Genomic DNA, 20,242 nt, shown 5'->3' with positions numbered 1-20,242 from the left:
TCAGCTCTTTCTCGGATCAAAGGCATCACGAACGGCTTCGCCGACAAACACCAGCAGGGTGAGCATCAGTGACAGGGACACGAACGCGGAAATCCCGAGCCAGGGTGCATGGAGATTGGCTTTGCCCTGGGCGATCAGTTCGCCGAGGGATGGCGAACCCGAGGGCAGGCCAAAGCCCAGAAAATCCAGGGAGGTCAGACCGGTAATCGCCCCGGTCAGGATAAACGGTAAAAAGGTGAGGGTGGCCACCATGGCATTGGGCAGGATATGCCGGAACATGATCTTGCCGTTGTCCAGCCCCAGGGCCCGGGCAGCCTTCACATATTCGAAATTACGGGCCCGCAGGAACTCTGCACGTACCACATCCACCAGCCCCATCCAGCTGAAAAGCAGCATGATCCCAAGCAGCCACCAGAAATTTGGCTGAACAATACTGGAAAGAATGATTAACAGATACAGCACTGGCAGGCCGGACCAGATCTCAATAAAGCGCTGACCCAGCAGGTCGATTTTGCCACCGTAAAAGCCCTGAACGGCGCCGACAATGACTCCGACAATGCAACTGGCGATGGTCAGTGTCAGACCAAAGAGCACAGAAATCCGGAAGCCATAGATTACCCTGGCAGCGACATCCCGCCCCTGGTCATCGGTTCCCAGCCAGTTCTCCGCGCTGGGCGGCGCCGGTGAGGGGACCTCAAGATCGTAATTGATCGTGTTGTAACTGAACCGGATGGGTGGCCAGAGCATCCAGCCATTGGCCTTGATCTCGCCGGCAATAAAAGGGTCCCGGTAATTGGCCTCGGTAGGCAGGAAGCCGCCATACGTTTCCTCCGGCACCGATTCAACAACCGGAAAATAGAACTCTCCCTTGTAGGAAACAATGAGAGGGGAGTCGTTGGCGATCAGCTCAGCCACCAGGGAAAGGCCGAAGAGAGCGAGGAAAAGCCAGAGAGACCAGAACCCCCGTCGGTTGTTCCGGAAGTTTCTCAGTCGTCTTTGCTGAACAGGTGTCAGAGACCGGAAGCTCACGCACCCTCCCGGCTTTCAAAGTCGATTCGCGGGTCCACCAGTACGTAGGTGATGTCGCTGATCAGTTTCAGTATCAGGCCCATCAGTGTGAATATGTACAGGGTACCGAAAATCACCGGATAGTCCCGGTTCAGGGCGGCTTCGAAGCCCAGGAGCCCCAGACCATCCAGGGAAAAAATGACTTCGATAAGTAGCGAGCCCGTGAAGAACAGGGCAACAAGCACACCGGGCAGGCTGGCGATAACGATCAGCATGGCGTTACGGAACACGTGCCCGTATAGCACTTCTTTTTCACCAAGCCCCTTGGCCCGGGCAGTCACCACATACTGTTTTCCGATTTCATCAAGGAAGGAGTTTTTGGTGAGCAAAGTCAGCGTGGCGAAACCACCGATAACGTTAGCCGTAACCGGCAGTGCCAGATGCCAGAAGTAATCACCGACCTTCTGGTACCAGGCCAGCTCCTCGAAATTCGAGGACGTGAGGCCCCGCAGGGGGAACCAGTCGAAATAGCTGCCGCCGGCAAACAGGACAATCAGCAGGATGGCGAACAGGAAACCCGGAATGGCATAGCCGACCACGATGGCCGAGCTGGTCCATACATCGAACCGGGAACCGTCGCTGACGGCCTTGCGGATGCCCAGGGGAATGGAAATGAAATAGATAATCAGGGTTGACCAGAGGCCGAGGGATATGGACACGGGGATTTTGTCCAGGATCAGATCGATAACACTTCTTTCCCGAAAGAAGGAGTCTCCGAAGTTGAAAGTGGCGTAGTCTCCAAGCATCTTGAAAAAGCGCTCGTGGGCCGGCTTGTCGAAGCCGTACATCACTTCGATTTCTTTCAGAAGCTCATCGGGGATGCCACGGGAGCTGCGGCTGTCGCCGGAGGAGTCCGCTACCTCACCGCCGCTGCCACCGCCGGACGCTCTGGCCAGGGCGCTGCCGCCGTGGCCTTCCATTTCCGCAATGAGCTGCTCAATCGGGCCGCCCGGCGCGGCCTGCACGATGACAAAATTGAGCAGCATGATCCCGATCAGCGTGGGGATGATCAGCGCCAGACGCCTGAGTATGTAGATGCCCATTTATCGGCGGATTCCTCAGGGCTTCGCCCACCAGTTGTTCAGATCAACGCCGTTTTTCGGGGTCTCTGCGGGACGCTGGAGGAAATTCCAGTAGGCCACCCGGTCCCGGGTCAGGTGCCAGTGAGGAATCACGTAATGGCCGTTCAGCAGGACCCGGTCAAGGGCCCTTACACGATGTACCAGCTCTTCCCGGTCTGGTGCCTGAATGACCATATTGACCAGCTCGTCGACAACGGGATCACTCACGCCCATGTAATTCCTGGATCCCTTCGCGTCTACCGTTGAGGAATGCCAGTACTCCCGCTGCTCGTTACCCGGTGAGTCAGACTGACCGAAGACCTGGGTGATCATGTCGTAATCGAACTCACGGAGACGCTGAATGTACTGGTTGCTGTCCACCAGGCGAACAGTTACATCAATACCAAGGCGGGCAAGATTGTTCTTGAAGGGCAGGACAACCCGTTCAAAGCTTTTCTGGAACAACAGGATCTCGAAAGCCAGTGGTTCTCCGGTTTTGCCATGTGCCATCTTGCCGTCCCGGATTTCATACCCCGCTTTCCTGAGAAGCTCCAGCGCGGTTTTCAGGTTCTGCCGCAAGCCAGACTGACCGTCTGTCTCTGGTGGTGTGTATTCTTCGGTAAAGACATCGTCATCGAGCTGATCCCGGAAAGGTTCCAGTATTTCCAGTTCCCGGCCCTGTGGAAGGCCTGTCGATGCCAGTTCACTGTTTTCGAAATAGCTGTCCGTGCGGGAGTACTGGCCGAAGAACAGGTTTTTGTTGGTCCACTCAAAGTCGAATCCATAGGCAAGGGCTTCACGGACCAAAGGGTCGGAAAACACGTCTCTGCGGGTATTGAAGGCAAAACCCTGCATGCCGGTCGGGCGATGATGCTCAATGGCCTCTTTTACGATCGTGCCGTTTTCGAATTTTTCACCGGTATAGGCGGTGGCCCAGTTCTTGGCGGAGGACTCGAGGCGGAAGTCAAAGCTGCCGGCCTTGAAGCCCTCCAGGGCGACGGTGTCGTCGGTATAGTAGTCGTAGGTAATCTGGTCGAAGTTGAACCGGCCTTTGCGTACACCCAGGTCCCGGGCCCAGTAGTTATCCATCCTCTGATAGGTGATCGAGCGCCCGGCCTCAAAGCTGCCGATGCGGTAAGGGCCACTGCCAACCGGCGGAGTAAGGCCGTTCTCTCCAAACTCCCGGTCTTCCCAGTAATGGGCCGGAAGTATCGGCATCTGCCCCAGAATCAGTGGCAGTTCCCGGTTACTGGTGCCGCTGAAATCAAAGCGGACACGGTGGGAGCCTTCAATGGTGACCTTGCTGACATCCGCGTAATAGTTTCTGAAAAAGGGGTGGCCCTTGGTGGTAAGGGTCTCAAAGGAAAACTTCACATCTTTGGCGGTGATCGGTTCGCCATCCTGAAATCTTGCCTGTTCCCGGAGGTTGAACACCACGTAACTGCGGTCTTCCGGTGTTTCCAGGGATTCCGCAATCAGGCCATAGGCTGAAAACGGCTCATCATCGGAGGATTCCAGGAGGGTGTCGTAAAGGTAGGTGCTGATGCCCGCAGCGGCCACGCCCCGGATATCGAAGGGGTTGAAGGAATCAAACCCGTTGGCAACCACGGCCATCTTCAGGGTACCGCCTTTAGGCGCTTTTGCATTCACATAGTCGAAGTGGCTGAATCCGGCCGGGTATTTCGGCTCGCCGTGCATGGCGATGCCATGCTTCGGTTCAGCCGTTCCAGCGGCAGAAACCGGGGAGAAAACGGGTATGGCGACGAACGCCAGTACGGAAAAGAGTGACGTAAGGGTTGAGGCTTTCCGTGTTCTTGTCATGAGTCTCGCGCGTCAGGGACTGTTTCGGATATCAACGTAGAGTACCAGACTTTGTCCGGGTTGCAGATAACGTGACATCTTCAGGTCGTTCCAGCTTGCGATGTCCTGCACATTCACGGAAAAACGGCTGGCAATACGGGCCAGGGAGTCGCCTTTGCGGACACGGTAGCCCACCTTCCGAACCATCGCCTCGCCTCGTGCGCTGTTGGCTGCCAATACCGTCGGTTGGCTGGTCTTCGACCAGATAACCAGCTCCTTGCCGGGCATCAGGGGGTCTCCCGGTGCCATGCCGTTCCAGGCTGCAACCTCGCGAACTGACACCCGGTGCTCCCGGGCAATGTCCCAGAAGGTATCGCCCTTGCGAACAGTGTACCGAATCTTGCTGCCGTCCCGCTCCCGGGACTGTTTGCGGTTAAGGCGCTGGGAAGCACTGAGTACATAGGCGTCACTGCCCTTGGAGGCAGAGGGAATAAGCAGGCGTTGGCCAATCCGGATCAGGTCACTGTTCAGGTTATTGACCTGCTGAAGCACCGACGGTGTGGTCGAAAAGTTGCGGGAGATGGAGTTCAGGCTATCGCCGGATTTCACCACATAATTGCGCCAGGAAACCCGGTTTTTGGCCGGTATCTGCGCCAGTGCCGACCGGAAGGTTTCCGCATTTTCAACCGGCACCAGCAAACGGTGCGGGCCTTCAGGAGTGGTTGCCCAGCGGTTGTAAGAAGGGTTGAGCAGGTAGATTTCATCAATGTCCACGCCGGCCATTTCCGCCGCCTGCGCAAGATCCAGTTGGGATCCGGTTTCGACGATCTCGAAATAGGGTTCGTCCTTCAGCGCGGGCAGTTCAATGCCATAGGCCTCGGGATCGTCAAAGATCTTTGCCAGCGCGATCAGTTTCGGTACATAGTGGCGGGTTTCCCGCGGCAACTGAAGTGACCAGAAATCGGTGGGTCTGTTGCTGTTGCGATTACGGCGCATGGCGCTGGACACCGTGCCGCCACCGCTGTTATAGGCGGCCAGCGCCAGCGTATGGTCGCCATCGAACCGGTTTGCCAGCCGTTCAAGATAGGTAAGAGCCGCATCGGTGGCAGCCACAACGTCGCGCCGTTCATCGTGCCACCAGCTCTGTCTCAGACCGAAATGTTTCCCGGTTGAGGGAATGAACTGCCAGAGGCCGGCTGCGCGACCATGGGAGTAGGCGAAGGGATCGAAGGCGCTTTCCACAACGGGTAAAAGGGCGTATTCCGCTGGAAGCCCGCGCTTTTCCGTCTGGTTCAGAATGTAATACAGGTAACGGCTTCCCCGCTCGACCACCCGGTCGATGTAGCCCGGGTGACTCGCATACCAGTTCAGTTGGTCACGAACACGCTCGTTGTCCACGTCATGATTCAGGACAAACCCGGAACGGAGTTTTGCCCAAAGATCTTTCTCAACAACTGCCGCCTCAGGGGATTCCTGGACAGGATTATCGAGCTTGTCACGGGCATCCCTCGCCGCAGCCTTGAGCTCGGGCGCTATGGCTTCATCCAGCGGCTCATTACGGGCAGCATCTCGGTTCTCTCCGGATACAACGGACTGTTTAAGGCCGTCGTCGCCCGCTGCTACAGTGACTTTTTCGGAGTTCAGGGGATTATCCTGAGCCTGTCCATCCAGAATACTGCACCCGCTGACGAGGGCTCCGGTGAGAAACAAAAACGACAATTGTCTGACCGACATAAGAGACATCCGGTTCCAGGTTGAAGCCGGGTCCCACGTCTGAAAATCCGGCATATTGAATAATTTACGGTCACAAAGTTGCAACGATTCTATGGGACCGCTTTTCAAGGGGTCAAGAAACCTCTCGTTACGTCGATGAGAGGATTTGTTAATCGCGTATACCCCGGCGTCAGAAGTTGTCCTTGCCATGTCGGATGGCGGCAAATATGGCGTTGTCCGAATCGGCCGGCAGCCCCTGCCTGGTACAGTAGGACCGGGCGGCATCGACCACCGCAGGATCGTCCCAGCGCAGAAACGGGTTGAGGCGCTTTTCATCTGCCAGAACTGAAGGCACTGTCGCTTTGCCGGCGTCCCGCGCCGTCCGGCACTGTTCCTCGAAATCTTTCAATGCGTCGTCCTGGGGTAGCCAGCTACGGGCGAAGCGAAGGTTCGCCAGGGTGTATTCATGAGCGCAATAGACGGCGGTCTTTCCGGGCAAAGCCCGAAGGGTCTGCAGGGATTGGCGCATCTGCTCCGGCGAGCCCTCAAACAAACGACCACAACCGCATACAAACAGGGTGTCGCCGCAGAACAGAACCGGCCGGCCTGCAACCTCCACATCGGAAAAGTAGGCAATGTGATCGAGGGTATGGCCCGGAACACCGAGGACCTGGAAGGTAATGTCTTCCCAGATCACCTCATCTCCCGGGTGCACCTTGTTGGTGCTGCCCCGGAACGGAGAGTCCGCCGGACCGGTCACCCGGCAGTCAGGAAAGGCGGATCGGAGTTCCTTAACGCCTCCCACATGGTCCGGATGGTGATGGGTGACCAGAATGGTGTCCAGAGTCAGATGCTGTTCAGCCAGGTGGTCCAGAACCGGTTGCGCCTGCCCGGGGTCCACGATCAGGGCTTTGCCATTGGGGGTGTCAGACAGACACCAGATATAGTTGTCACTGAACGCAGGTATCGCGGAGATGGTCAGCATAGGGCCCCACATGTGCTTATCGAATGTGACTGATATGATAGAGCATTAAATACAAGGCCCCAACCACGGGTTCGGCCTTCACGGAGTGGCGCAACGGTGAGTGATTCCGACGCAGTTGATTTTTCGGCCAGGCATGAAAGTTTCGAGCGCTGGTTCCAGACCCCCCTGGGAAGGGCGCTGCTCGCCGATCAGCGGCGATTTGTTGATGCGGAGTTGCAGCACCTGACCGGGGCGAGGCAGCTTCAGGTTGGCGTGAGCCACCGGCTTCCTCTGGCCACCGGCACCGATTTTGCCCAGCGAATCATGACAACCCCCCGGTGGAATCCTCAGATACCCGATGGCGTTGCCATTTGTGACGCCGACGAGCTGGCATTTCCCGGTGATTCCATGGATCTGGTGGTGCTGCATCACACCGCGGATTTTTCACCCTATCCTCACCAGGTTATCCGGGAGGCCGCGCGGGTGCTCAGGGGGGAGGGCACCATGGCCCTGATCGGTTTCAATCCCCTCAGTCTCTGGGGTGTGCGGAAACTCATATCCCGGAGCAATGAGGGTCCCTGGGGCGGTCGTTTCCTGCTGCGGGGGCGCATGGAAGACTGGCTTCGCCTGCTGGGCTTCAACGTTGAGGCATCTGTTACGCGTTTTTTCAGATCACCGTTCCAAAGAAGTGGCCGGAAGGCCGTCAGCCGGATTGACAATCGGCTATCCGGGAACAGGTTCCTGCCAGTGGGTGCCTATTACTGTATCCTTGCCAAGAAGCGCGTGCATGCCCGGCTTCCCAGGCGACCTGTCTGGCGCCAGAGCAAGGCGATCAGCCTGCCAGGCACCGGAGCGGTCGGTGCCTCAAGGGGGTGCCGGCGAAACAGAACACCGGTGCACAGAGCGGAATGACACATCGATTGACTGATTCAGGAGAGTGAATGGCTGGCAAGGTAATCCTTTACACCGATGGTGCCTGTAAGGGCAATCCGGGCCCTGGAGGCTGGGGCGTTGTATTGCGTTACGGCGACAGCCGAAAAACGCTGCACGGCGGCGAGGCCGGGACCACCAACAACCGAATGGAGCTTATGGCCGCTATCCGGGGGCTGGCAGCTCTCAAGCGCCCCTGTGAGGTGGAGCTGTTCACTGACTCGCAGTATGTCCGCAAAGGCATCACTGAATGGATGGCCGGGTGGAAGCGCAACGGCTGGAAAACGTCTGCCAAAAAGCCGGTAAAGAACGAAGATCTCTGGCGTGAGCTGGACGCCGAAGTGGCAAGACACACCGTTAACTGGCACTGGGTCAAGGGGCATTCCGGCGTTCCTGACAACGAACTGGCGGACGAGCTCGCCAACCGCGGGGTTGAAGAGCTCGCCAATGCTTGATTCCCCGATGAACAGACTGCAGATAACCGGGTACAGGTAATGAGACAGATTGTACTGGATACAGAAACCACGGGCATCGACCCGGCAGAAGGCCACCGGATCATCGAGATTGGCTGTGTTGAATTAATGGAGCGCCAGCTCACAGGGCGCAACTACCATGTATACATTAATCCGGAGCGTGAGGTTGAGGCCGAAGCCATCACCATTCACGGCATTACCAACGAATTTCTTGTCGACAAGCCAAAGTTTGCCGAAATTGCCGACGAGTTCTTCGGGTTTATCAAGGGGGCCGAGCTGGTCATCCATAATGCCGCGTTTGATGTGGGCTTCATGGATGCCGAATTCGCACGCCTGAAACCGGTGCGAAAAACCGCTGATCATTGTGGCGTTGTGGATTCCCTTGCCATTGCCCGGGCACGGCATCCGGGCCAGAAAAACAACCTGGATGCCCTGTGCAAGCGTTACGGTGTTGATAACAGTAACCGGGAGCTTCACGGAGCGTTGCTGGACGCCGAGATCCTGGCCGATGTCTATTTGCTGCTGACGGGCGGCCAGACCGCCCTGTCTCTGGATGCCAGCGCGGATAATGGCGGCGGTGCCAGCGGTATCCGCAGACTGTCGTCAGACAGGGGACCGCTGCCCGTGGTCCGGGCTTCCGAAGCGGAAAGTAACGCCCACAAAGAATTCATGTCCCTCCTTGAAAAACAGGCCGGCGAAACCGTGTGGGGCAAACTCCGGAGCACGGAATGAGAACTGGGTCAGCCTGTACCAAATGTTACATTCCGCCTTTCTTGAGCTACTTGAGTTTTATGTTATAAGTAATGATAAGTTCGCCAGTTTTTTGCGAACTTTCTTTGGCCGGAAAAGGGTTCGACCGGCTCACAACAAAAAGGCCTGGTCCGCCATTGCCGGGCCAATGTCCACCAAAGAGGATGCGGTAGTCTCCGCAAAGTTAACGGGAAGCGTTTATGGTTCAGTCGTCTCTCGCGACGAAATCGCAGTCGTTTGATCTGGTCAAGAGTGAAATAGAACAGACCATCAAGCAGGCAGAATCCAGCCTTGAACGCTTTCAGGAAAACCGCGAAAGGGGTGAGGATCTCCAGAATTGTGTTGATTTCATCAATCAGCTTCGGGGCATTTTCATTCTCGTGGAGTTGCGGGGCGGCACCCTGCTTTGCCAGGAAGCGGTGACCATGGCCAACGACGTACCCGTTGGCGCCAATGATGATAAAAACATCCTCCTGACCACACTGAACAGCGCACTGTTTATCCTTCGCCGTTACGTGGAGTACTACCACCAGCAACGGGAAGATCATCCCGAACTTCTTTTGCCGGTTATCAACGATCTCCGGGAAGCCCGCAGGGAAAAACCCTATCCCGAATCCTGTTTTTTTGATGTTGACGTCAAGGAGCGGCCGGATTTCTGTGCCGGTTTTTCCGTTCAGTCTTTCGAGGGTGACGAGGCCGGGTACGAAATACTGGCCCGGCGCATGCGTCTTACTTTCCAGGTTGCACTTCTGGGAATGCTCCGTGAGCGTAACGATGCGGTGAACAAAAAACTGATCGGCCGCGCGGCGCGAGGTTTCGCCCGTCTATGCCGGGGCGCACCCATGGGCCAGATGTGGTGTCTGGTGGGTATTGTGGCTGAGACCATGCTTGATCGGGCCATGATGATTACCAAAGCCCGCAAGCGCATGTTCATGCGGATTGAAAAGTACGCCCGGGAAGTGGTTTATGTCGGCAAGATAGCAACAACCAAGGACGCACCGGATTCGCTGATCCGTGATCTGGTCTATCTGCTTTACCGGAGCGGTTCCGCCAATCCGGAAGTCATCCAGGTTCTTTCTGCCTACCATCTCGCTCCGGCCGACTACTCGGATGCCATGCTCGAAGCCCATGCCCGTCGCCTGTATGGCCCGGGCACCGACGTGCTCAAATCCCTGTCGGAAGCCCTGCAGGATGAACTGAACCAGCTTAAAGACAAACTGGACATCATCGAGCGCGGAATTGAGCCAGATCTTGCGGAGCTGTCTTCCATTGCGGACGCGCTGGAGCGCCTGGCCAACACCCTGGTTATGCTTGATCTGAATAAGCTGGCGGCTGTTTCAAGAGAGGAGGCCGGCAAACTGCGTGGCTGGGAAGAAGAATCCCGCCTGCCGGGTGACGACGAACTCTATCGCCTTGCCGACTCGGTTCTCGGTATCGAAGACGCAGTCATGCAGATTGTAACCCGTGGTATTACCTCGGAGACCGATGCTCTGGCCAGCGGCGAAAGAAAGCGGGAAGAGTCCGTGTATCTGAGGGAAGCCCTTTACGTGGTTGCCGATGAAGCCCGCAGTGCCCTGACCCTGGCAAAACGGGCGATAACCGCCTTTATTGAATCCGACTACGACAAACTCCACCTCGCCAACCTGCCGGCAACACTCCACAGCATCTGGGGCGGTTTACAAATGGTGAACGACCCCGCCTCTGCCAGTGTTCTTGAGCGGGTTGCAGCGTCAATTCAGGAGCGCCTGCTGGATGCCAAAGAGGCCCCGGCCGAACAGGTGCTGGAGGCACTGGCGGATGCCCTGACGTCCCTGGAATACTACATAGAAAGCATCGGCAAGAGCGAAGACCACAACCTTGACCTGCTTAAACTCGCTGAATCGTCGCTGGACGATGTAGGGCTTTGAGCAGGCGAGGGCAGCGGTCCGGTTCTGAGGCCAGTAATTGATTCCGGGCATAAAAAAACCCGCGCAAAACGCAGGTTTTTCTGATTGCTCAGTCAGGGCAGTCAGCCCATCTTGAACAGCTCGCCCAGCTTGGTTGCCAGCATCATGTCGCCCTCGGCGCGCAGCTGGCCGGCCATGAACGCCTGCATGCCGTCAGTTTCCCCGGAAACAATGCCCTGCAGGGTTTCGGAGTTCATGATCAGGGTAACGGACGGGTCGTCATGGGCGCCCTCGTGCATCTTGCAGGTGCCATCGGTGATGACCAGGTGGTAGGTTTTGTCGTCTTCGATGTCGAACTGGAAAACCAGGTCCAGGCCCTGCGCTGCGTCTGCGTTGAAATTCTGTTCGAGCTTTTCAAATACCTGAGCTACAGACATTGTTTTACCCTTTTTGATGGTTGTCTTGTCTTGTCATGACGGCGGCTTGATGTCCCTGGCTTTACGAGCCTTTTCGGGTGCCTGGGTGGAGCCGGCCTCGCAATCCGACTTTATGGCGAGTGGTCGGTTCTGTCAAGGTCGATCGAACGCTTGTTTTAATTTTTTTGCTCTCCTTATCACCGCAAATTCGGTAAGTTACACTCTTGCCTTTGCACACTCAGTTGGAGAAGCACTTTGGAGTTCCTGACAGAATACGGTTTGTTTTTGGCCAAGATCGTAACCTTGGTAGTGGCGGCGCTGGTCGTGATCTCTGTCATCATGTCGGCAGCCCAGAAGGACCGGGGCGATCATGAGGGCGAGGGAGAGCTCAAAATCCGGAAACTCAATGAAAAATACCGCAAATTGCGGGAGGTCATTCAGGCCAGGCTGATGTCTGACCACGAACGCAAGGCGTTCGAAAAGGCCCGGAAGAAAGAACAGAAAGCCGAGAAAAAAGCTGCCAAGGTGAAAAAGCAGGAGAATGATGCCAAGGAAGAGAGCCGCGGGCGCGTCTACGTGCTTGATTTTGACGGCGACATCAAAGCCAGCGACACTGATCCTCTGCGCAGGGCCATCACTGCCGTACTGAGCGTAGCCGACCCGGAAAAGGACGAAGTCGTCATTCGCCTTGAGAGCGGTGGCGGGCTGGTTCACTCCTACGGTCTTGCCGCCGCTCAGCTGGATCGTATCCGCACCAAAGGTGTCCGCCTGACCGCCTGTGTCGACAAGGTCGCGGCCAGTGGCGGTTACATGATGGCCTGTGTTGCAGACAAAATCGTTGCGTCACCCTTTGCCATTCTGGGGTCTATCGGTGTTGTTGCCCAGCTTCCCAATTTCCATCGCTTCCTCCAGAAAAACAATGTCGATTTCGAAGTTCTGACAGCTGGCGAGCACAAGCGGACCATGACGATTTTTGGTGAGAACACCGATAAAGGCCGCCAGAAATTCCTCGAAGATCTTGAAGATACCCATGTTCTGTTCAAGGAATATGTCAGCGAACGTCGGCCGGAACTGGATATCACCGCCGTGGCCAACGGCGATATCTGGTTTGGAAAGCGGGCACTGGAGGTGAAACTGATCGATGAGATCAAGACCTCCGACGAATATCTCATTGAAGCCTGCGACAGGGCAGATGTAGTCTCAGTGGCCTATCAGCGCAAACGGACGCTCCCGGAAAAACTCGGGTTGGCCACCAGTACAGCGCTTGAACACACCGTCTGGAAAATACTGAGCGCGTTTCGCAACCAGAAAATCCAGTAGCCTACAGAAAGCGGGGAACAATCATGACAAACAACACCGAATTCAAAGCATGGCGCGTTGAAGAACAGGGTGGAGAATACGTCGGGGCAGAAAAAACCCTCAGTACCTCAGACCTTCCAGAAGGTGACGTACTCATCCGGGTTGCTCACTCTTCTCTGAATTATAAGGATGCACTGTCGGCTTCCGGTAACAAAGGGGTTACCCGTTCCTTCCCTCACACCCCCGGCATTGACGCCGCCGGCGAGGTTGTGGAGTCGGCCACCGGCACCCCATCAACGGGCAGCCCGGTTATTGTCACCGGTTACGATCTGGGCATGAACACCGATGGCGGTTTTGGCGAATATATCCGTGTACCCGCTGGCTGGTGCGTGCCCATGCCTTCCGGCTGGAATGCCAGAACCGCCATGATCTATGGCACCGCCGGTCTTACCGCCGGCCTCTGCGTTCAGAAACTCCTGACCATGGGCGCGAAACCCGAACAGGGAAAAGTCGCCGTTTCCGGTGCCTCCGGCGCAGTTGGTTCCGTCGCCGTTGAACTGCTCTCGAAACTCGGGTTCGATGTCGTCGCCATCAGCGGCAAAGCCGACCACGCCGACGACCTCAAAGCCCTGGGCGCCAAAGAAGTCGTGGGCCGCGAAACCCTGGCCGAAGAAAAGAAACCCATGGTTAAACCAGTCTTCGCCAACGCGGTAGACACCGTCGGCGGCGGCCCACTGGCCGAACTGCTCAAACAGATCCTGCCCGGTGGCTCCGTTTCATGCTGCGGCCTCGTTGCAGGACCTGGGCTGCAGACAACCGTGCTGCCGTTCATCCTGCGTGGCGTCAACCTGCTGGGTGTGGATTCGGTTGAAATCCCGCTGGCGGAGAAAGAAGCGGTCTGGAAGAAGTTCGCGGGTGAATGGGCCTGCCCGAAGACTGAAGCTTCGGCCCGTGATATCGGGCGAGGTGAGCTGGATAGGGCGTTGAAGGCGTTCTTGAAGGGTGAGTCTTCCGGGAAGATTGTTCTTGATCACTCGAAGTAAGAAGCAAGATTGAGGAAGAGGCTTCCTGGTTTGTCGGATTACGGCTTCGCCTGATCCGACCTGCAGGTACCGGGAAAGCCAGGAAAAAGAATTCCCTGGAACCAACCGAGTAGCTGGTCGAGTAGCTGATATAGTAGAGAGGGAACTTGGTTTCCAAAACTGTGCGGAGCCCAAGCGTCACAGGGATGTGCCGCAAGGAGCGTGTTTTGGAAACCAAGTTCCCTCTCTTCGTACTCCCAGTCCTATTAAGAGGCCCGGCGCCGGAATAGGGGAATGTCGGTATCGGTAGCCGCCTGATACCCAAAGCTGAAGAAGTTCAGACACCTCTCCGCCTTGGTAATATCCTTGTCAGGTCGAAGCACATAAGCATCGAACCCGCACCGCTTCATGAACTGAAGCTGATCCAGCAACACATCCCCGATGGCCCGCAGCTCATTCACATAGCCGAAACGTTCCCGCAGCAACCGCGCAATACTGTAACCGCGGCCATCACTGAACTTCGGAAAATTCACCGCAATCACCGGCAACTCATTCACCCGGCCATCCAGAATCTCCGGCTCATCGTGGCTGTCGAACCACACGCCGATGTCCTGGCGGCCAGCAAAATGCTCATGGCCGGCCAGCCACAGATCGGCCGGAATCAACGCCGGCTGGTCTGCCGGGATATCCAGCGATTCACCTTCGGCCGGGCGGGGCACCACAACCCAGTTGTCGTGACGGATGCTGCCATCCCGGGAAATAACGTTAGGCATAAACCCGCTCCTTGAAAGGCTCAATTCCAACACGGCGATAAGTGTCCAGGAAGGTTTCTTCCTCCGTGCGCTTATCCACGAACACATCAATGATTTTGGCGATTACCTCGGGCATCTCGTTCCGTGCAAACGACGGCCCCAGAATCTTGCCAATTGAGGCATCATGGTGGGATGAACCGCCCAGACTGATCTGATAGAACTCCTCACCCTTCTTGTCGACCCCGAGAACTCCGATATTGCCAACATGGTGGTGACCACAGGCATTCATACAGCCGGAGATGTTCAGATCAATGTTGCCCAGGTCGTACAGGTAATCGAGATCATCGAACTTTCGCTGGATGGCTTCGGCTACGGGGATCGATTTGGCGTTGGCCAGGGCGCAGAAATCACCACCGGGGCAGCAGATCACATCCGTCAGGGTGTTCAGGTTCGCGGTGCCAAACCCCATGGGCGTGATGGCCTGCCAAAGTTCCAGCAGCCGATCCTGGCGAACATCCGCAAGTACCACGTTCTGGTGGTGGGTTACCCGGATTTCGCCAAAACTGTATTCATCGGCCAGATCCGCGATCTGTTCAAGTTGCCGGTCAGTAACATCACCCGGAGGCGTCCCTGTCTTCTTCATGGTCAGGTTAACAATGGCATAACCCGGTTTTTTGTGGCTGTCCACGTTATGAGTCAGCCACTGGTCAAAGCCTCTGTGCTCGAAACGCTGGCTAGCCAGTAAGTCCGTGGCATTCTCAAGTGCAGCATAATCCGGCTCGGTGAAGTAGCCCTGGATGCGCTCAATGGCCTCGCGGGTCAGGCGCGTCGGGGAATCCTTGATGTGGGCCCACTCGGCTTCGACCTTTTCGGCAAACCCTTCCGGCGTCAGTGCCTTGACCAGAATCTTGATACGGGCCTTGAACTTGTTATCCCGGCGACCGTACCGGTTATAAACCCGGAGCACGGCTTCCAGATAGGTGAGCAGATCCAGCTCGGGAAGAAATCCACGAATCACCGGCCCGACCATCGGCGTGCGGCCAAGGCCACCGCCAACATGAACCCGGAAGCCCAGTTCACCGGCATCGTTGCGGACCATCTGCAGGCCGATATCGTGCACCTGAATGGCCGCACGGTCTGTCTGTTCCGACGCATTCACAGCAACCTTGAATTTGCGCGGCAGGAACGCAAATTCCGGGTGGAAAGTAGACCATTGGCGAATGATTTCGCAATAGGGCCTCGGGTCTGCAATTTCGTCGGACTGAACCCCGGAGAACTGGTCCGTGGTGGTGTTCCGGATGCAGTTACCGCTGGTCTGGTTGGCGTGCATCTCCACTTCGGCCAGTTCTGCCAGAATGTCAGGAACATCCTCAAGCGCAGGCCAGTTCAGCTGCACGTTCTGACGAGTTGTGAAATGGGCATAGCCTTTGTCATAGTCACGGGTGACGCGTGCCAGCCTGCGCAACTGGTCAGAACGCATCATGCCGTAGGGAACACAGATCCTGAGCATCGGGGCAAGACGCTGAATGTACAGGCCATTCTGCAGGCGCAGGGGAAGGAACTCATCTTCAGCCAGTTCGCCGGCCAGGGCCCTCTCGGTCTGGTCACGGAACTGGGCAACCCTTTCGGCAGCTAACTGACGATCGTGTTCATCGTATACGTACATAGTAGGAAGATCCTGCTTGAAAGCGTCATATCCGGGCCGACGGCCTTATATCTGCGGGAAAGGATAACAGCGGGTTTTTATTCTTAAAATGATTATTTCAAAATATGTTTATCGATTCAGGCGATAAGCGGGCGGAACAACGGACTGGACGAATATCAATTTCCTGCTTAACTTAAAAGCGTCAGCGGAGAAGTTGCACTTCGCTGTTACCTTGATAACAAGAACGCGACATTGAACCCGGAAAGAGGAAAAGACATGAAGAAGACCGTGCGCTCAGATAGCCAGGCTGATGCCGTTGCCGCCGTTCTGCTGGTCATCCTGGCCGTCGCATTTGCGGTGGTCTGGGTCTCCAGCCAATAACCTTACTGGCTGGCCAGGACCAGGTTCACGATCACAATCAGCCCCACCACAAAACTGGCGGTGAATAACACGCCGGCAATAATGTAGGGCCAGGGGCTGTGGCTTGAAAAATCCTCTTCCCGGCGCTTGTCGGACTGAACCCCGAAAGCGCCGGCCAGAATGCTTTGCATGACTTTCAGAACGCCGGGTCCCTTTGGTTTTTGTTGATCCTTGTTTTCCGCCCCGGAGGATTCCGTCATAAAGCCGCCCCTGTTATCAGCCGTATCTGAAGCTTACTCCGCCGGATCGTATGCCAGGCTTGGCGCCAGCCAGCGTTCCGCTTCAGCCTTGGAAATACCTTTGCGTGCAGCATAGTCCTCAACCTGATCCGCGCCAATTTTCCCGACCGCAAAGTATTTGGATTCCGGATGGGCAAAGTACCAGCCAGACACCGCCGCCGCCGGGAACATGGCAAAGTGCTCGGTCAGTTCGATACCGGCCTTGTTGGTGGCATCCAGCAGATTGAACAGCGTGGCCTTCTCAGTGTGATCCGGGCAGGCGGGATAACCCGGCGCAGGGCGAATGCCCCGATACCGCTCCTTGATCAGATCGGCACTGCCCAGCTGCTCGTCGGCGGCGTAGCCCCAGAATTCCTTCCGGACCCGCTCATGCATGCGCTCGGCAAACGCTTCAGCCAGCCGGTCGGCCAGGGCCTTGACCATGATGGCGTTGTAATCGTCATTGGCGTCCTTGAACTCCACCGAGAATTCCTCGGCACCCACGCCCGTGGTTACCGCGAAACCGCCCACATAATCACAGGTGTCCGACCCTTCGGGGGCCACAAAATCGGAAAGGGCCAGCATCGGTTTGCCTGGCGCCTTCTCGTCTTGCTGGCGAAGATGGTGCAGGGTGGTCAGCTCTTCAGAGCGGGACTCATCCGTGTACAATACAATGTCGTCTCCGCGCCGGTTCGCCGGCCAGAAACCGATGGCGCCACGGGCGGATACCCGGTTTTCATCGATCATCCGGTGGAGAATCGTCTGGGCGTCGTCAAACAGGTGCCGCGCAGCCTCGCCACGCTTCGGGTCATCAAATATGGCCGGGTACTTTCCGGAAATATCCCAGGACACAAAAAACGGTGTCCAGTCGATGTAATCGATCAGCTCGTTAAGATCATATTCCTCAAACACCCGGATACCGGTGAAGGCCGGTTTTGGCGGCTGGTAACCCTCAAAGCTGATGTCCGGCGCGCGATCCCGGGCTTCCTTCAGGGATACCAGCTTGGTGCGGTCGCCCCGGTTCTTGCGGCGTTCGCGGATCTGGTCGTATTCGGTACGAGCGGCGCCCACCAGGTCTGGTTTGGCGGTCTTGCTGAGCAGCTGCGAAGCCACATTCACACAGCGGGAGGCATCCGACACGTACAGAGCGATGTCGTTCTTGTACTGGGGCTCGATCTTGACGGCGGTGTGGGCCCTGGACGTGGTAGCACCACCAATCATCAGCGGAATGTCGAAATCCAGACGCTGCATTTCCCGGGCGACGTGGACCATCTCATCCAGGGACGGTGTGATCAGGCCGCTGAGGCCGATAATATCGACGTCATGCTTTTTTGCGGCGTCCAGGATCTTGTCACAGGGCACCATAACGCCCAGATCGATCACCTCGTAGTTGTTGCACTGAAGCACCACGCCCACGATGTTCTTGCCGATATCGTGGACATCACCTTTGACCGTGGCCATCAGGATCCTGCCCTTGGCTTTCTGGTCTTCGGTTTTTTCGGCCTCGATGTAGGGTATCAGGTGCGCCACGGCCTGCTTCATGACCCGGGCGCTTTTGACCACCTGGGGCAGGAACATCTTGCCGTCGCCGAACAGGTCACCGACCACGTTCATGCCGTCCATCAGCGGCCCTTCAATGACCTCAATGGGATGGCTGGCTCTCTGGCGACAGGCTTCCGTGTCATCCACGATGTGGCTGGTAATACCCTTTACCAGAGCATGTTCCAGTCGCTTTTCTACCGGCCACTCACGCCAGGCCAGATCCTCTTCCTGGGTTTTGCCGCCTTTGCCCTTATAGCGCTCGGCGATTTCAAGCAGGCGGTCGGTGGCATCATCGCGGCGGTTCAGAACAACGTCTTCCACCAGTTCTTTCAGTTCCGGGTCGATCTCATCGTAAATGACCAGTTGCCCGGGATTCACGATGCCCATGTTCATGCCGGCCTTGATGGCGTGGTACAGGAACACGGAATGAATGGCTTCACGCACCACGTCGTTGCCCCGGAACGAGAAGGACACGTTACTCACACCGCCGGAGATTGAGGCGTAGGACAGGTTCTTGCGAATCCAGTGGGTGGCATTGATAAAGTCCACCGCGTAGTTGTTGTGTTCCTCGATACCGGTGGCAATGGCAAAGATATTCGGGTCGAAAATGATATCGCCCGGGTTGAAGCCGATGCCGGTCAGAACATCGTAGGAGCGTTTGCAGATCTGGGTCTTGCGCTCGTAGGTGTCTGCCTGGCCCTGCTCATCGAACGCCATAACCACAACGGCGGCGCCATAGCGCATACAGTCCCTGGCGCGCCTGATAAACTCCTCTTCGCCTTCCTTGAGGCTGATGGAGTTCACCACGGCCTTGCCCTGGATGCAGCGCAGGCCCGCTTCGATGACATCCCACTTGGACGAATCGATCATGATGGGAACCCGGGAGATATCCGGCTCGGAGGCCACCAGATTCAGGAAGGTAACCATCACCTCCTTCGACTCCAGCATGCCCTCATCCATGTTGATGTCGATGATCTGGGCGCCATTTTCCACCTGGTCCCGGGCAACGCTCAGGGCTTCTTCGTACTGTTCTTCCTTGATCAGTCGCAGGAAACGTTTGGAGCCGGTGACGTTGGTACGCTCACCCACGTTGATGAACAGAGTATTTTCATCGCCGGTGAACGGCTCGAGGCCAGACAGGCGCAGGGCCTTCGGACGCTCCGGAATCTTGCGGGGCGGGTACTTGGCAACAGCCTGGGCGACGGCTTCGATGTGGTCCGGGCGGGAGCCGCAGCAGCCGCCAATGATGTTCAGGAAACCGTCCCGGGCAAAACCTTCGATAATCTCGGCCATTTCCTCCGGGGTCTGGTCGTATTCGCCAAACTCGTTCGGAAGACCGGCGTTGGGGTGGGCGCTGACGTAGGTTTCGGCCTTGGCGGAGAGTTCCTCCACATAGGGGCGCAGGGCGTCGGCACCGAGGGCACAGTTCAGGCCTACTGAAATCGGTCTGGCGTGAGCCACGGAGTTCCAGAAAGCTTCGGTCGTCTGGCCCGAGAGTGTGCGGCCGGAGGCATCCGTAATGGTGCCTGAGATCATGATCGGCAGGGTGACGCCGCTGTCTTCAAAATATTGCTGGGTCGCGTAAATCGCGGCCTTGGCGTTCAGTGTATCGAAGATGGTCTCGATCAGAATCAGATCACAACCGCCTTCAACAAGACCTTCTACCGCCTCGTAATAGTTATCAACCAGGGTCTGGAAATCGACATTCCGGTATCCCGGGTTGTTCACATCCGGTGAGATCGACGCCGTTCGGGACGTGGGACCAACCGCGCCTGCCACAAACCGCGGTTTGGCCGGGTCCTTCACGGTGTATTCATCCGCGACCTGCCGGGCCAGCCGGGCCGCCGACACGTTCAGCTCTTTGGCAATTTCCTCCAGGCCGTAATCCGCCTGGGACAGGCGTGTGGAGTTGAAGGTGTTGGTCTCGATGATATCCGCGCCAGCATCCAGGTAATCCGCGTGAATGTTACGGAGCAGGGCAGGCTGGGTAAGGTTCAGCAGATCATTGTTGCCCTGAACTTCCCGCTCGAAATCGGCAAACCGGTCGCCCCGGAAGGCCTGCTCGTCCAGTTTCAGATTCTGGATCATGGTCCCCATGCCGCCATCAAGGATCACAATGCGTTCCTGCAGGGCCTTGTGGAGCTGGTCGAGACGGGTGTTGCGATCGGTCATAGGATTACTTCCGGGTGTCGTTATTAGCGCTGTATTGAAGTCAATAGCGCGGGATCATAGCAAAAATGCCTGAGCCCGTCTTAGTGCGAATGATCATTATCAATTACCTTC

Annotated in this window: 16 protein-coding genes; 6 read left to right on the top strand and 10 right to left on the bottom strand. The window is 56.8% G+C overall.

Going from position 1 to position 20,242, the window contains the following annotated elements:
* From NLK58_RS03065 to gloB, 5 genes are all read right to left on the bottom strand, one after another.
* Complete coding sequence (locus tag NLK58_RS03065) at nt 1-1,029, bottom strand: ABC transporter permease (protein WP_117617211.1); 1,029 nt, start codon at nt 1,027-1,029, stop codon at nt 1-3.
* On the bottom strand, nt 1,026-2,111 hold the full coding sequence (locus tag NLK58_RS03060) for a microcin C ABC transporter permease YejB (RefSeq protein WP_117617210.1): 1,086 nt from the start codon (nt 2,109-2,111) through the stop codon (nt 1,026-1,028). Before NLK58_RS03060 ends, NLK58_RS03065 begins: the two co-directional genes overlap by 4 nt.
* A gap of 15 nt (nt 2,112-2,126) precedes the next feature.
* Nucleotides 2,127-3,950, bottom strand: a complete 1,824-nt coding sequence (locus tag NLK58_RS03055; RefSeq protein ID WP_117617209.1) for an extracellular solute-binding protein — start codon at nt 3,948-3,950, stop codon at nt 2,127-2,129.
* A 12-nt stretch (nt 3,951-3,962) separates the two neighbouring features.
* Nucleotides 3,963-5,663, bottom strand: coding sequence for a LysM peptidoglycan-binding domain-containing protein (locus NLK58_RS03050; RefSeq protein WP_117617208.1), 1,701 nt, complete (start codon nt 5,661-5,663; stop codon nt 3,963-3,965).
* 169 nt (nt 5,664-5,832) lie between these two features.
* Complete coding sequence (gene gloB, locus NLK58_RS03045) at nt 5,833-6,627, bottom strand: hydroxyacylglutathione hydrolase (RefSeq protein WP_341582008.1); 795 nt, start codon at nt 6,625-6,627, stop codon at nt 5,833-5,835.
* A gap of 96 nt (nt 6,628-6,723) precedes the next feature.
* On the opposite strand from gloB, the gene NLK58_RS03040 reads away from it, so the two are divergent.
* From NLK58_RS03040 to NLK58_RS03025, 4 genes are all read left to right on the top strand, one after another.
* Nucleotides 6,724-7,518, top strand: a complete 795-nt coding sequence (locus NLK58_RS03040) for a class I SAM-dependent methyltransferase (RefSeq protein WP_117617206.1) — start codon at nt 6,724-6,726, stop codon at nt 7,516-7,518.
* 29 nt (nt 7,519-7,547) lie between these two features.
* On the top strand, nt 7,548-7,991 hold the full coding sequence (gene rnhA, locus NLK58_RS03035; RefSeq protein WP_117617205.1) for a ribonuclease HI: 444 nt from the start codon (nt 7,548-7,550) through the stop codon (nt 7,989-7,991).
* A gap of 39 nt (nt 7,992-8,030) precedes the next feature.
* On the top strand, nt 8,031-8,741 hold the full coding sequence (gene dnaQ, locus NLK58_RS03030) for a DNA polymerase III subunit epsilon (protein ID WP_117617204.1): 711 nt from the start codon (nt 8,031-8,033) through the stop codon (nt 8,739-8,741).
* Between the two features lie 218 nt (nt 8,742-8,959).
* The gene (locus NLK58_RS03025) at nt 8,960-10,666 is read left to right on the top strand and encodes a chemotaxis protein (RefSeq protein WP_117617203.1); all 1,707 of its coding nucleotides are present in this window, start codon (nt 8,960-8,962) and stop codon (nt 10,664-10,666) included.
* A gap of 101 nt (nt 10,667-10,767) precedes the next feature.
* Here the strand turns inward: NLK58_RS03025 and NLK58_RS03020 are convergent, their stop codons facing one another.
* Entirely contained in the window at nt 10,768-11,082 is a 315-nt protein-coding gene (locus NLK58_RS03020; protein WP_117617202.1) for an SCP2 sterol-binding domain-containing protein, read from the bottom strand.
* A gap of 234 nt (nt 11,083-11,316) precedes the next feature.
* Here NLK58_RS03020 and sohB point away from each other — a divergent pair, with 234 nt between their 5' ends.
* The gene (gene sohB, locus NLK58_RS03015; protein WP_117617201.1) at nt 11,317-12,381 is read left to right on the top strand and encodes a protease SohB; all 1,065 of its coding nucleotides are present in this window, start codon (nt 11,317-11,319) and stop codon (nt 12,379-12,381) included.
* 23 nt (nt 12,382-12,404) lie between these two features.
* Entirely contained in the window at nt 12,405-13,403 is a 999-nt protein-coding gene (locus NLK58_RS03010; protein WP_117617200.1) for a YhdH/YhfP family quinone oxidoreductase, read from the top strand.
* A gap of 245 nt (nt 13,404-13,648) precedes the next feature.
* Here NLK58_RS03010 and NLK58_RS03005 read toward each other — a convergent pair whose 3' ends face one another.
* The 4 genes from NLK58_RS03005 to metH all read right to left on the bottom strand — a co-directional run bounded on the left by NLK58_RS03005 (nt 13,649) and on the right by metH (nt 20,131).
* Nucleotides 13,649-14,155, bottom strand: a complete 507-nt coding sequence (locus NLK58_RS03005; protein WP_117617199.1) for a DUF934 domain-containing protein — start codon at nt 14,153-14,155, stop codon at nt 13,649-13,651.
* Nucleotides 14,148-15,800 (bottom strand): nitrite/sulfite reductase, encoded by a 1,653-nt coding sequence (locus NLK58_RS03000; protein ID WP_117617198.1) that lies wholly within the window; start codon nt 15,798-15,800, stop codon nt 14,148-14,150. The genes NLK58_RS03005 and NLK58_RS03000 overlap by 8 nt, the downstream gene beginning before the upstream one ends.
* Before the next feature lie 362 nt (nt 15,801-16,162).
* Entirely contained in the window at nt 16,163-16,399 is a 237-nt protein-coding gene (locus tag NLK58_RS02995; RefSeq protein ID WP_117617197.1) for a DUF2970 domain-containing protein, read from the bottom strand.
* Nucleotides 16,400-16,432: 33 nt separating this feature from the next.
* Entirely contained in the window at nt 16,433-20,131 is a 3,699-nt protein-coding gene (gene metH, locus NLK58_RS02990) for a methionine synthase (RefSeq protein WP_341582007.1), read from the bottom strand.
* Nucleotides 20,132-20,242 lie beyond the last annotated feature (111 nt).

The organism is Marinobacter metalliresistant (assembly GCF_038098645.1).
Taxonomy (GTDB): domain Bacteria; phylum Pseudomonadota; class Gammaproteobacteria; order Pseudomonadales; family Oleiphilaceae; genus Marinobacter; species Marinobacter metalliresistant.
This window is presented reverse-complemented; position numbering and strand designations above follow the sequence as displayed.